General features: G+C 51.2%; 11 protein-coding genes. 1 reads left to right on the plus strand and 10 read right to left on the minus strand.

The features are described 5' to 3' along the window. Positions 1-498 precede the first annotated feature (498 nt). Positions 499-3,222, minus strand: a complete 2,724-nt coding sequence (gene secA / locus PY479_RS14815; protein ID WP_212595161.1) for a preprotein translocase subunit SecA — start codon at positions 3,220-3,222, stop codon at positions 499-501. A 57-nt stretch (positions 3,223-3,279) separates the two neighbouring features. Then, positions 3,280-4,179, minus strand: coding sequence for a M23 family metallopeptidase (locus tag PY479_RS14820; protein ID WP_212595160.1), 900 nt, complete (start codon positions 4,177-4,179; stop codon positions 3,280-3,282). 28 nt (positions 4,180-4,207) lie between these two features. Between PY479_RS14820 and PY479_RS14825 the strand changes: the two genes are divergently transcribed. Continuing rightward, complete coding sequence (locus tag PY479_RS14825) at positions 4,208-4,663, plus strand: DciA family protein (protein ID WP_212595159.1); 456 nt, start codon at positions 4,208-4,210, stop codon at positions 4,661-4,663. A gap of 1 nt (position 4,664) precedes the next feature. On the opposite strand, the gene lpxC is transcribed toward PY479_RS14825, so the two are convergent. The 8 genes from lpxC to murD all read right to left on the minus strand — a co-directional run bounded on the left by lpxC (position 4,665) and on the right by murD (position 14,110). Then, a complete protein-coding gene (lpxC, locus tag PY479_RS14830) occupies positions 4,665-5,585 on the minus strand; it encodes a UDP-3-O-acyl-N-acetylglucosamine deacetylase (protein ID WP_212595158.1) in 921 nt (306 codons plus the stop codon). Between the two features lie 176 nt (positions 5,586-5,761). Continuing rightward, entirely contained in the window at positions 5,762-6,937 is a 1,176-nt protein-coding gene (gene ftsZ, locus PY479_RS14835) for a cell division protein FtsZ (RefSeq protein WP_212595157.1), read from the minus strand. 34 nt (positions 6,938-6,971) lie between these two features. Next, a complete protein-coding gene (gene ftsA / locus PY479_RS14840; RefSeq protein ID WP_212595156.1) occupies positions 6,972-8,207 on the minus strand; it encodes a cell division protein FtsA in 1,236 nt (411 codons plus the stop codon). A gap of 3 nt (positions 8,208-8,210) precedes the next feature. Further along, positions 8,211-8,975: a cell division protein FtsQ/DivIB gene (locus tag PY479_RS14845; RefSeq protein ID WP_212595155.1), complete on the minus strand. Its 765-nt coding sequence runs from the start codon at positions 8,973-8,975 to the stop codon at positions 8,211-8,213. Positions 8,976-9,014: 39 nt separating this feature from the next. Continuing rightward, on the minus strand, positions 9,015-10,484 hold the full coding sequence (gene murC / locus PY479_RS14850) for a UDP-N-acetylmuramate--L-alanine ligase (RefSeq protein ID WP_212595154.1): 1,470 nt from the start codon (positions 10,482-10,484) through the stop codon (positions 9,015-9,017). Further along, on the minus strand, positions 10,481-11,581 hold the full coding sequence (gene murG / locus PY479_RS14855; protein WP_275484230.1) for an undecaprenyldiphospho-muramoylpentapeptide beta-N-acetylglucosaminyltransferase: 1,101 nt from the start codon (positions 11,579-11,581) through the stop codon (positions 10,481-10,483). The genes murC and murG overlap by 4 nt, the downstream gene beginning before the upstream one ends. Further along, positions 11,581-12,801, minus strand: coding sequence for a cell division protein FtsW (gene ftsW, locus PY479_RS14860; RefSeq protein ID WP_212595152.1), 1,221 nt, complete (start codon positions 12,799-12,801; stop codon positions 11,581-11,583). The genes murG and ftsW overlap by 1 nt, the downstream gene beginning before the upstream one ends. Next, positions 12,785-14,110 carry a UDP-N-acetylmuramoyl-L-alanine--D-glutamate ligase gene (murD, locus tag PY479_RS14865; RefSeq protein ID WP_212595151.1) on the minus strand — a complete coding sequence of 442 codons (1,326 nt, stop codon included), beginning with the start codon at positions 14,108-14,110 and terminating at the stop codon, positions 12,785-12,787. The genes ftsW and murD overlap by 17 nt, the downstream gene beginning before the upstream one ends. Positions 14,111-14,114: the final 4 nt, after the last annotated feature.

Below are 14,114 nucleotides of genomic sequence, written 5' to 3' on the forward strand. Positions count from 1 at the left end.
TCAGTGAGTTTTAAATCGTTTTGCGATTCGTTCACTGCGAGTGCCCACACAGATTGCTTGATATTTTGTTAAAGAGCATGCCTCTGAACACTACTTCAAAGGCGCCGACTTCATCGGCTCAGGGCTGCGTATTCTACACATCCCGATTTTAGCGTCAAGCCATTTTTTCTGATGTTTTCTGCAATTGATGAATTGGCAGACAACACTTGATACATAAGGCTTTTTGCCCGCTGTGTTTACCCATTTCAATTCTGCTTACAGCACTGAATGGCGACACAACGAGGGCGCATTATAGGGAGCTAAAAAGATAGCGCAAGGGCTTTTTTATCGAAAGATCGATCTTTTTCGATCATTACAGGTTAAGCACATAACACTCACTGATTATCCCCAGTTTTATCCACAACCAATGCAGGAATGAGAATATTTGCCTTGGGGAATCCACCAAAAAAAAGAGGCGACTTAACGTCGCCTCTTAGAATCGCCCACTTGCAGTATCAGTTACGATAACTTGCCGTGGCAGTGCTTATATTTTTTTCCTGAACCACATGGGCAGGGATCGTTACGGCCAATCTTATCGCCATGACGGATGACAGGTGCTTGGGGCATACCCGCTGGTGGTTGGTCATCTGCGGTCAATGATTCAGATTCAGCGTGCTGATATTCATGACGGATGCGCGCTTGTTCTTCACGACGGCGAGCTTCCATTTCATCAACGTCTTCCTGCGCCTGTACCTGTACTTTGGACAGAATGCTGATCACGTCATGTTTCAGTTGATCGAGCATCTGCTGGAACAACTCGAAGGATTCCCGCTTGTATTCCTGTTTCGGGTTTTTCTGTGCGTAACCACGCAGGTGGATCCCCTGACGCAGATAATCCATCGCAGACAGATGCTCTTTCCACAGGCCATCCAGTGTCTGCAACATAATAGCTTTTTCAAACTGGCGCAGTACCGCTGGGCCTACCATCTGCTCTTTGGCGTTATATGCATCCTGCCATTTCTCGACAATACGCTCACGCAGTGTCTCTTCGTGCAGTTCATCTTCCTGATCCAGCCATTCCTGAATCGGTAACTTGAGCGCAAATTCCTGTTCCAAGCGTTGTTCCAGACCAGCAATATCCCACAACTCTTCTACTGATTGTGGTGGAATATATTGATCGACAATGCCATTAATCACATCCGCACAGATCGCTTCGATAGATTCCTGAATACTTTCAGCGTCCATCAACGCATTACGTTGTGCATAAACCACTTGGCGCTGGTCATTGGCAACATCGTCATATTCGAGCAACTGCTTACGAATATCGAAGTTGCGCGCTTCAACTTTACGTTGGGCATTTTCAATAGCCCGAGAAACCCAAGGATGTTCGATGGCTTCGCCCTCTTCCATCCCCAGCTTCTTCATCATTCCGGCCATACGGTCTGAAGCGAAAATACGCATCAGTGTATCTTCCAGCGACAGATAGAAACGGGAAGAACCTGGGTCACCCTGACGGCCTGAACGACCACGCAATTGGTTATCGATACGGCGGGATTCGTGACGTTCGGTACCCAGAATATGTAGGCCACCGGCGGCAACAACTTCGTCGTGACGTTTCTGCCAGTCTTCACGAATGCGGCTGATTTCTTCCTCGGAAGGATTTTCCAGTGCTTCGATCTCAGACTTCCAGTTACCACCCAGTACGATATCGGTACCACGACCCGCCATGTTAGTCGCAACGGTTACCGTACCGGAGCGCCCGGCCTGAGCCACAATCTCCGCTTCATGTTCGTGGAACTTGGCATTCAATACCTGATGCGGAATTTTTTCCTGTTTCAGCAGGTGTGACAGCAGTTCTGACTGTTCAATCGAAACCGTACCAACCAGCACGGGCTGGCCACGCTCACGGCAACCTTTGATGTCATCAATAATTGCCGCATATTTTTCTTTCGCTGTGAGGTAAACCAAATCGGCCATGTCTTTACGGATCATGGGACGGTTGGTTGGCACCACGACGGTATCCAGGCCATAAATATGCTGGAATTCGAACGCCTCGGTGTCAGCAGTACCGGTCATCCCCGCCAGTTTTTCATAAATACGGAAATAGTTCTGGAAGGTAATGGATGCCAGCGTCTGGTTTTCATTCTGGATCTTGGCACCTTCTTTCGCTTCGACCGCCTGATGCAGACCTTCGGACCAACGACGCCCTGGCATCGTACGACCAGTATGCTCGTCCACAATAATGACTTCGCCATCCTGCACGACATAGTCCACGTCTTTTTCGAACAGGTTATGTGCCCGCAAAGCGGCATGAACATGGTGCAATAACGAAATGTTAGCAGCTGAATAAAGCGAGTCACCTTCAGTGAGCAGACCCGAGGTAATCAACAGCTGTTCGATTTTTTCCTGACCACGTTCGGTTAGGTTGACTTGCTTGGCTTTTTCATCGACAGAAAAATCACCGGTACCGGTATATTCTTCGGAGTCTTCTTTGTCTTGCTTGATCAGGTTCGGGATCAGCTTATCGACTTTAACGTAAAGCTCTGAACTGTCTTCTGCGGCACCGGAGATGATCAGTGGGGTACGCGCTTCATCGATCAGGATCGAGTCCACTTCGTCAATTAGTGCGTAGTGCAGTGGACGCTGTACACGTTCCTGAGGCGAAAACGCCATGTTGTCACGCAGGTAATCGAAACCAAATTCGTTGTTGGTACCGTAGGTAATATCTGCACCATAAGCCGCCACTTTTTCCTGATGTCCCAGTCCAGCAACGTTGATGCCGACAGTCATGCCCAGGAATTCAAACAATGGACGGTTAGTTTCAGCGTCACGACGGGCCAAGTAATCGTTAACGGTAATGACATGCACGCCCTTACCGCTGATAGCATTGAGATAAGCCGGTAACGTTGCTGTCAGGGTTTTACCTTCACCGGTACGCATTTCAGCGATGCGGTTACTGTCGAGTACTAACCCCCCTAACAACTGCACATCGAAATGACGCATTTCGAAAATACGTTTGGAGGCTTCACGGACGGTAGCAAAGGCTTCGGGAGTGATCTGTTCGAGCGTTTCACCGTTGGCGAGACGTTCGCGGAATTCTGCGGTTTTGGCCTTCAGTTGCTCATCACTGAGCTTTTCATATTCCGCTTCGAGCGCATTGACTTTCGCAACAACTTTGCCGAGCGCTTTAAGGGTACGTTGGTTACGGCTACCAAATATTTTTGTCAGTAATTTACCTAACATCTGAATCACTTTTTAGTTGTAGGCCAGCTCTCAGCTGAGTCTGGCGGCCAATTCCGATTAGCCTGCGTGGCGATAAACAAACTTCTGAGGGTCAATCTGCTGACCGTTACGCAGTACTTCGTAATGTACATGGGGTCCGGTTGAACGCCCTGTACTTCCCATCACGGCGATCTTCTCGCCTTTGGCAACCACATCACCTACAGTTACTGACAAAGCTTCGTTATGGCCATAACGGGTACGGTACCCGTCACCGTGGTCGATTTCCACCAGATTGCCATAGCCAAACATCTTTCCGGCCCATGTCACTACACCAGCGGCAGTAGCGACAACATCCGAACCCTCCGTACCAGCAAAGTCGATGCCTTTGTGCATCGCGCGTCGGCCAGTGAAAGGATCATTGCGTAAACCGTAGGGCGAGGATAACCAGCCTTTATCGACTGGGCGCCCTGATATATAACGCTCCTCATTGATATTGAGGTTGGAAGTCACCGTTTCAAGTAGTGACAGCTTAGCGTTATTTTTATCAATTCCTGCTGCCAACCGATCCATATCTGCAATCAGTTGGTCTAATTCTATCGTGGAGCCAATATCACTCCCACCACCGACACCTACTTCGGCATTAAAATCGAACTGGTCTTCAAGTTGATTATTCTCAGCGAGTTGCTGGCCTAGAGCTTCAAGACGGGTCAGCTTGGCTTGCATACGAGCAACATGCGCCACGAGGGTAGCTAATTGAGATTCGGTGGCTTGTTTGAGTTGTTTGACTTGTTTTTGTTGCTGTTCGCGGGCTTGCCGCTCTTGGTCAACATTGGCCTGCTGAGATTCAAAGCGCTGATGATTGTATTGATAGAGTCCTGTGCCTGCCGCAATAAGCAGCATAGGCAGCAACAGCCAGTACTTCCCCGGCTGCCAGCGTGTCACGCCATTTCGACCCTGAATAAAAACTGTTACACTCATAGCCTCAGTAAGCCATCTTATTATCATAATGAAAAAGCTCCCCCAAGACCTTAGTCAGTTGGTACACCAGTCAGGCTCAATGCCGAGTCTGGCCGAGAGAGCAGAGCTTTTGTTATATCTGGACAAGTACGTCAAACAACTTTTGACGGGTCCAGTCAGCGCACAGCTAACAGTTGCCAATTTGCGCCAGAATGTCTTGGTGATCGAAACACCGACATCGGCCTGGGCTGCCAGAATCAACTTTCAGAAAGCGAAACTGTTACAACAGCTCCAGCAAGAGGCGCTCCCAATGCTTACCGCTATTGAGGTGAAAGTCAACCCGGCACTTGCGTCTATCGATACAAAACCCAAGGTGACTCACAGGGCATTGAGTGAAACCGCAGCGGCACACATCAATGCATTAGCCGAGCATACGGACGGTACACTAGGCCAAAAATTAAAACGGCTGGCTGCACTAGCCAGCCGTCAGGGCTCAAAAGACTAACCTATGCCATTACCACACCGGTCGGCATACTAAAGCTGACCGGAGCATCGGTTTCATTATCGAAGCTTACCACTTCCCAGGCTTCCTGGTTGGCAAGCAGGGCTCGCACCAAACGGTTATTTAATGCATGACCCGTTTTGAACGCACGGAATTCGCCAACAATCGCATGACCCGCTACATACAGGTCACCGAATGCATCGAGAATTTTGTGCTTAACAAATTCATCCTCATAACGCAGGCCATCGGGGTTGAGGACGCGGTATTCATCAAGCACAACGGCATTTTCCATACTTGCACCCAAGCCAAGATTATTGGCTCGCAGATATTCAACATCGCGCATAAAACCAAAGGTTCTGGCGCGACTGATATCCTTAATAAAGGCTGCAGATGAAAAATCCATCACGATATGCTGTTGACTACGAGCAATTTCGGGATGTGCAAAGTCGATTTCAAAGTCTACTTTGAAACCTTTATAAGGTCGCAACTCTGCCCACTTATCGCCGTCTTCCACACGTACGGTTTGCTTGATTCTAAGATACTTTTTAGCGACTGATTGCTGCTTGATCCCCGCGCTTTGCAGCAGGAATACGAAAGGACTAGCACTACCGTCCATCACCGGAATTTCCGGTGCATTTACTTCAATCACAGCATTATCAATGCCCAGACCCGCTAAAGCAGCAAATAAATGTTCAATCGTCGCAATACGGACGCCTTCGTCGTTCACCAATGCGGTACACATGGTAGTCTCACGCACCATTTCCGCTTTGGCCGGAATGGTGACATGCGGCTGCAGATCCGTACGGACTAGCAGGATCCCTGTATTCACTGGTGCGGGTCTCAGGGTCAAAGTTACCTTTTTGCCAGAATGTAATCCGACACCGGTCGCTTTTACCGTATTTTCAAGTGTTCTTTGAAAAATCATTTAGTTACCCGTAAAAATTGCAACAATAAAACATTATATTCGACACTAAAAGCCGGACCACGGTCGCAGCTGGTCGGATATCCTAGCATAATCAAACCATTTCACAAAAAAAATCCTGTCGCTGCAATAATCATCGGTACTTGGCCAACGATTAATCAGATCCAGTTCACAAACTGTTAGTCCGCCTGCTTACGCAAAAATGCCGGGATATCCAAGTAATCCAGTTCATTCTTGTGGCTAGGTGCAGGTTGTGGTGCAGTCACAACATTACTCTTAGTCGATTGCGCGGCAACAGGTTCTTCGGGCTGAACATAGGTTTCGACACGAGGTTCAACCACAGGTTCAGTTCTAACTTGCTTGGAAACCAACTGAATATCTGGCTTTCTGTCGGCACCAATACCGGTAGCCACTACAGTCACGCGCAGCTCATCGCTCATTTCTGGGTCGATTACCGCACCAACCACGACGGTTGCAGTATCGGAAGCATAAGCTTTGACGTGGTTACCCACGGTTTCGAACTCTTCGATACTCATGTCCATGCCAGCGGTGATGTTAACCAACACCCCACGCGCACCGGCCAAATCGATATCTTCCAGCAATGGGCTGGCAACGGCGGCTTCAGCCGCTTCCTCGGCGCGATCTTCGCCACGAGCGACACCCGTTCCCATCATGGCATTACCCATTTCAGACATCACGGTACGTACGTCAGCAAAGTCCACGTTGATCAGGCCTGGGCGAGTGATCAGTTCAGCAATACCCTGCACCGCACCTAACAATACGTTGTTAGCCGCAGCAAAAGCGTCCAGCAACGTTGTACCACGGCCCAAGACTTTTAACAGTTTTTCGTTAGGGATGGTGATCAGCGAATCCACGTGTTTAGCCAGCTCGGAAATGCCCTGCTCGGCATAAGCCATACGCTTTTTGCCTTCGAACGGGAACGGTTTAGTCACCACTGCGACCGTCAGAATGCCTTCCTGACGTGCAATCTCTGCCACCACCGGCGCCGCACCAGTACCTGTACCACCCCCCATACCGGCAGCGATAAAAATCATATCGGCACCTTTGATAGCTGCGCGGATGCTTTCTTTATCTTCCTCAGCAGCAGCACGGCCCACTTCTGGATTGGCGCCAGCACCAAGACCTTTGGTGACATCGCGACCGATCTGAATAGTGGTGCCCGCCGCGGATTTTCGCAGCGCCTGTGCGTCGGTGTTGGTTACCATGAACTCAACACCTTCAATATTATGCTTCACCATATGTTCGATAGCGTTACCACCGCCACCGCCGACACCGATGACTTTGAGCACTGCATCGCTCAACGCATCATTTTGAGTATCCATAATCTCAAACATGACCTTATTCTCCATCTACCTGCGTTAATGCGAGTTAAAACTCGCCTTTAAACCAACTCTGGACCCGATTCCATAAGCTGGTTACCCCTGGGCGCTCCGGACGTTCGAACTGACGTTCAATCACCCGCCGAGCACCGTAATGGAGCAGCCCGACACCTGTCGAATAAATTGGCTGATCCACATATTCATACAACCCTTTTACCGGTAAAGGTGATGCCACCCGCACCGGCATGCCGAAGGTTGCCTCGGCAATATCCACCGCACCTTCAATAGAAGCGGTACCGCCGGTGATCACAATCCCGGCGGCAATCTGATCTTCAAGACCACTGTCTTTCAGTTGCTTGAACACCAGCTCAAATAATTCCTGATAACGCGGTTCAACGACTTCGGCCAAAGTGTGACGAGACATGGTACGCGACGGCCGCCCGCCAACAGAGGGTACTTCAATGCTATCTTCACGACTTACGGTGGCACTACGCGCACTAGCGTACTGCACTTTAATCTGCTCCGCATGCGACAGCGGCGTACGGAAGATTTTGGCAATATCGTTGGTTACCTGATTACCGGCCACCGGAACGACTGCACAATGGCGTAAGGCGCCATTGGTATAAACGGTAATATCGGTAGTACCACCGCCGATATCGACCAGACAGACACCCAGATCTTTCTCATCGGCAGTCAGCACGGCGTCAGCAGAGGCAATACCGGAGAACACCAAATCGTCTACCTTCAGACCGCAACGCTCGACACTCTTGGTGATGTTCTTGGCCATGTCGTTAGCGCAGGTCACGATATGTACTTTGGCTTCCATCCGCATGCCAGACATGCCAATCGGGCTTTTAATCCCTTCCTGCACGTCAATGGCATATTCCTGTGGCAACACATGCAAAATGCGCCGCTCAGTGGGGATTTTTACCGACCGGGCGGTGTGGATAACATTTTCCACATCTTCCTGGGTCACTTCTTCGTCGTTGATCGACACCATGCCGTTTTCATTCTGACAGGCGATATGCTTGCCGGAGATACTCAGATACACCGACGATACCTGACAATCTGCCATGAGTTCAGCCTGGTCCAACGCCCGCTGCACACTGCGGACGATGGAATCCAGATCGTTAACGCCGCCCTTGTCCATACCGCGGGAAGGATGGTTGCCGAGTCCCACTATGCTGATCTCGCCATCAGGCAGCACTTCACCAATGATCACTGCGACCTTGGAGGTACCGATATCCAATCCGACGATCAAATTTCTATCTTGGTTCTTGGTCATCAATCACCGACTCTCTTGTTGTGACTCTTGCCAGCCTACCGCCAATCCCGTGTCATAACGCAAATCCACTCTGGCGACAGTTTTATCCTGCTTCAATAACTCCGGATACACGTTGATAAACCGTTGTACCCGCGACATCCTATCTTCCCGCCCCAGCTCCAGCACGATGCCGTTGCCAAGCACAGCTTCCCACGCCAACCGTGGTGTCAAACTCAATTTTTCCAACCGGAAGCTATTGATACGCAACAGTTCGTCCAGTTGCTGAAAAGCCTTCAATACTTCGGCACCGCGTTTTTCAGGCCCGGACAACCACGGCAACGCCTCAAGTCCTGGCCGGGATGGAGCCTGAAACACTTCACCGTGTTCATTCAACCATGCGTCCTGGTTCCAATGCGCTACAGGCACCTGCTCCTGCAGATAAACCTTTAGCTTGGCTGGCCAATCTCGGCGCACCGAAGCCCGGTAAACCCAGGGCAGATTTTCTAATGCTTGCTGCACCTGTGTCACATCTGCACTAAAAAAACTGCGTTTCATTAAATCCTGCAGCGCAGCGCGAATATCGCTGTCACTGGTGTACTGCCGGTCACCCTTGATCGCTACTGCATCTATCGGTAACGCATCAGCATCGTTCAGTAACAGATTTAACTTCCAGCCCGCCAATAGCAGACCAAATATCACTATCAGCAAAAAGGCGACACCGCTGCACAAGTACCAGTTGACCTGTGCGAGCTGCGATGTTTTTTTCTGCCATTTTTGCTTCAGTGTCATCGACTTATCTCATGTCACTGCAGCGCAAAAGCGGCCCTATTATGCAACGCCGTCATCAGTCTCATCTTTCGCAAATCCCAGGCAAGTACGCGCCAGCTCGCGGGAAACCGCACCAATATTGCCGGCGCCCTGAGTCAACAGCAGATCACCGTCTTTGACGACTGACTGCAGAATTTCCGCTAACTGCTCAGGAGATGCCACATAAATCGGATCGACCTGTCCCCGCAGACGAATGCTGCGACACAAAGCCCGACTATCTACCCCGGCAATAGGCGCTTCACCCGCCGGATAGACCTCCAGCATCAACAGACAATCCACCTGTGACAGCACATCCACGAAATCTTCATAGAGATCCCGGGTACGCGTATAGCGGTGCGGCTGAAACACCATGACCAAACGCTCATCCGGCCAGCCAGCACGCGCAGCACGAATAGTGGCAGCGACTTCACTGGGGTGATGCCCATAATCGTCCACCAGCATCACCTTGCCATTAGGAGTTTCGTAATCCCCCAAGTGCTGGAAGCGGCGGCCAATCCCCTGAAACTCGGCTAACGCCTTGATGATGGCTTCATCTTCAATATCATCTTCTGTCGTGACTGAAATTGCCGCCAACGCATTCAGTACATTGTGTCGGCCCGGCAAATTCAACAACAGTGGCAGATCATCCTTACCCTTACGTCTCACGGTAAAGCGGCATTGACCACCTTGTTGACTGAAGTCCAGCGCCTGGACATCGGCTTCGCTGTTAAAGCCGTAGGTCACCATGTGACGGCCAATCCGCGGTAAAATGTCACGAATAGTTGGGTCATCTGTACACAGCACTGCCACACCGTAAAATGGCAAGTTGTGGAGAAAATCCACAAACGTGCTTTTCAGCTTTTCAAAATCGCCGCCATAGGTGTCCATATGATCGGCTTCGATATTGGTCACTACTGACACCATCGGCTGCAAATGCAGAAACGATGCGTCACTCTCATCGGCTTCGGCAATCAGATAGCGGCTATGCCCCAATCGGGCATTGGTACCGGCACTGTTGAGCAAACCACCGATGACAAATGTCGGGTCACGACCCGCCTGGGCATAAATACTGGCAATCAAACTGGTTGTTGTGGTCTTGCCATGAGTGCCCGCAATGGCGACGCCGTGACGATAGCGCATCAACTCGGCCAGCATCTCAGCGCGGCGCACTACAGGTGTACGGTTAGCTTTGGCTGCCAATAATTCAGGGTTATCCTGATGAATCGCACTGGAAACCACGACTACATCAACGTTCATTACGGCTTCGGCACTGTGACCTATCACCACCCGCGCCCCAAGCGCAGATAAACGGTCGGTCACCGCGTTGTGTGCAATATCAGAGCCGCTGATCTGATAGCCTTCATTCAGTAATACTTCGGCTATGCCGCCCATACCGGCACCACCAATACCCACGAAATGAATACGCCTTACCCGGCGCATTTCCGGGATAGTGGCTCTCACCTGAGCGTATTTTTCTGCAATAGTTGTCATTTTGATCCTTTCTCTGCCAGTGCACTGCACACGGCTGCCACCTTATCGGTAGCATCCAGAACTGCAACAGTCCTGGCCTTCTGGCCCATCTGGACCAATTGTTCTCTGTCTTCTGCCAGCGCTAACACCGCCGCTGACAAGCTCTCTATATTCAACTGTGATTGCGGTAACAACTTAGCTGCACCGGCATCTACCAATACTTGGGCGTTGCGGGTCTGATGATCGTCCACCGCGTGTGGTAATGGTACAAAAATCGCTGGCAATCCCACGGTTGCCAGTTCAGATACGGTCAACGCCCCGGCACGACAAATCACCAGATCTGCCCAACGATAGGCCGCTTCCATATCATCAATAAAATCTGCGACTTTAACCCGGTCATCCTGACCCCAATGTTTGTACTGTGCCTGTACTGCGGCTTGATTACCTTTTCCCGCGTGATGCCAGACAGTTACTGACAAGGACTGGCTGACTCGGGCAATCGTCTCTGGCAACAGCTCATTAAATACCTTGGCACCCAAACTGCCACCAACCACTAACACCTTTACCGCTTCAGTACTGACCGCTTTGGGCGATTCACCTAGCGCCACCAATTCTGCCCGGATCGGGTTGCCCACGACCTGGGCCTTAACCTTGGTAAAGGTGTTGGCAAACGCACACAGCACCTGTGTGGCAATGCGAGACAACAGTTTGTTGGTCAGCCCCGGCACGGCATTCTGCTCATGAAGCACTAACGGTATACGCGCGATTTTCGCCGCTACACCGCCGGGACCGCTGGCAAAGCCGCCCATGCCGAGCACCACATCCGGCTTAAATTCATGGATCACTTTCAATGCCTGCAAAATCGAATGCAGCACTTTAAACGGCGCCGACAATTTACGAAACAGGCCATTTCCCCGCACGCCTTTGATATCAATAAAATCAATATCAAAGCCATGCTGCGGTACCAGTCGAGCTTCCATGCGGTCAGCGGTGCCCAGCCAGCGGATCTGCCAGCCTTGCTGCGCCAGTCGCCGGGCAACCGCCAGCGCCGGAAAAACATGTCCTCCGGTTCCACCAGCCATTACCAATAAGCGTTTGCCGCTCGCCGCTACCGTCATTACTTCACTCTCCCCTGTACCGCCTGAATCAAACTTAAACGTCGCTCATAATCGATACGCAACAACACCATAGCTGCAGCGGTCATCACCCATAAACTACTGCCACCGTAACTAATAAACGGCAGTGTCAGCCCTTTCGTGGGCAACATGCCGATACTGGCGCCAACGTTCACTACGGTCTGGAAACAGATCCAGATCCCAATGGCATAGGCCAGATAGCCTTCAAAAGGCCGCTCCATTGCTAGGCACTGATGCCCCAAGCGCAGCGCCCGTAATGACACGAATAACAAGACTGCCAATACCGCAATAATGCCGACGAAGCCCAGTTCTTCACCTATGATGGCGAAGATGAAATCCGTATGCGCTTCCGGCAGGTATTCCAGTTTCTGGATACTGTTACCCAGTCCTTGTCCCAACCAGTCGCCACGGCCATAGGCCATCAATGACTGTGTCAACTGATAACCGCTGCCAAATGGATCCTGCCAGGGGTCCAGAAACGACGTCACGCGGCGCATGCGGTACGGTTCCAGCAACACCAGCAGAACAAACGCCATGGTGCCTGCGAGGATCAACGCAAAGAAGTCCAGCAAACGTGCCCCGGCAAGAAACAGCAACCCCACGGTCACCACAAACAACACGACCACAGTGCCTAGATCCGGCTGCATCAGGATCAACACTGCGTATACTGCAAATACCGCGATCGGCTTGTAAAAGCCCTTGGCGTTCTCGCGCACTTCCTGATGGCGACGCACCAAATAGCCCGCCATATATACCGAGAACACAAATTTCGCGACTTCGGCTACCTGGATGCGGATGGGGCCCAGCGATAACCAACGGGTAGCACCATTCACTGAGGTTCCCACCAGCAACACGGCAACCAGCATCAAGCCAACGACCAGCAACATTAACGGACTTAACTGCTGCCAGCGTTGCATCTCCACTTGCAGCACCACTGCCGCTATCACTACACAACCGGCAAGATAACCGACATGCCGTTCTACAAAATAGAACGGATTGCCGGTGAGGCTTTGAGCTTCCGGCATTGACGCCGACATCACCATCACAAAACCAAATCCGATTAACGACAACACGGCGAACAACAGCCTCCGGTCATACAACTGCATGCCCGGAGCACTGCGATCAGCAAACCAGCCCGACCATGGCCATTTAATGCCACCGCCGAACAGGTTAAGCTGGCGTTCGTCAGTCTTGCTGCTCATCCAGCGCCTCCACCAGATGGCGGAAATCATCGCCTCTGGCCATAAAGTTGCTGTACATATCGAGACTGGCACACGCCGGTGATAACAACACAATGTCGCCAGAGTTTGCCAGTTCATGGGCTTTCGCTACCGCGTCAGCCATCGTTTTGACTTTGATTGCGCCCTCTTTCTGTGCCGCAATCTTGTCGCCGTCGCGGCCCAAGGTGATCAAGGTACTTACGCCTTTCAACGCCGCTTTCATCGCAGTGAAATCGGCGCCTTTGCCGTCGCCGCCGGCAATCAAAATAATGTCGCCGAGATAATCACTGAACCCCTGCAACGCGGCCAAGGTAGCACCGACGTTGGTAGCTTTGGAATCATTGACCCAGGTCACACCTTCTTTTACTGCCACCAATTCGCACCGATGCGACAGCCCTTTAAACTCTTCAGCGACTTTCGCCATGACCGTCTTATCAACACCGGCGGCATCTGCCAGCGCCATGGCCGCCAGCATATTGGCCTGGTTATGCGTTCCCAACAGTGCTACATCCATCACATTCATGATTTCGCTGCTGCCGTGAACAATTTTGCCATCGGTAATTCCCCACTCATCACCGTCGGGGTTATCGAGTCCGAAGCTATTGTTATTCATCGGATTCAATGGTTTGGTCAATTCATCATCGCGGTTGTAGATCGCGAGTCGGCTCTGATCGAACAACCGCAGTTTGGCGCGGCGATAGGCTTCGAGATCGCTATACCGATCCATATGATCTTCGCTGATGTTCAGACAGGTCGAGGCCAGACAATCGAGACTATTGGTGGTTTCCAACTGAAAACTGGACAGCTCCAACACGTAATGAGTCGCCGGATGTTGCAACAACTCCAGTGCCGGTACGCCGATATTGCCGCCGACAGCAACCTGTATGCCTGCCTGCTGGAGCATTTCGCCTACCAGAGTGGTGACCGTAGACTTACCGTTGGAGCCAGTAATCGCTAGTACACAAGGAGGACGATCAGCGATAGCGCGGGCAAACAGCTCCACATCGCCAATAACTTCGATGCCCATATCCAGTGCCACACGCACTTCCGGGGTATCCAGCGGAATTCCGGGACTGATAATGATCTGTTTGGCTTGCACTAACGCGCGGCAATCAAAACCACCGAAATTACATTCCAGTTGTGGATATTCGGCTTTGATTTCATCGCCACCGGGTGGATTCCGGCGGCTGTCCATCACCAATGGCAAAATTCCCTGTGACATCAGATAACGCACCACTGATTTACCTGTGGCACCCAATCCCAGCACGATATGTGAATAACGCCCGTTCATACCC

The sequence above is a fragment of the Shewanella sp. A32 genome (assembly GCF_029167175.1).
Taxonomy (GTDB): Bacteria; Pseudomonadota; Gammaproteobacteria; order Enterobacterales; family Shewanellaceae; genus Shewanella; species Shewanella yunxiaonensis.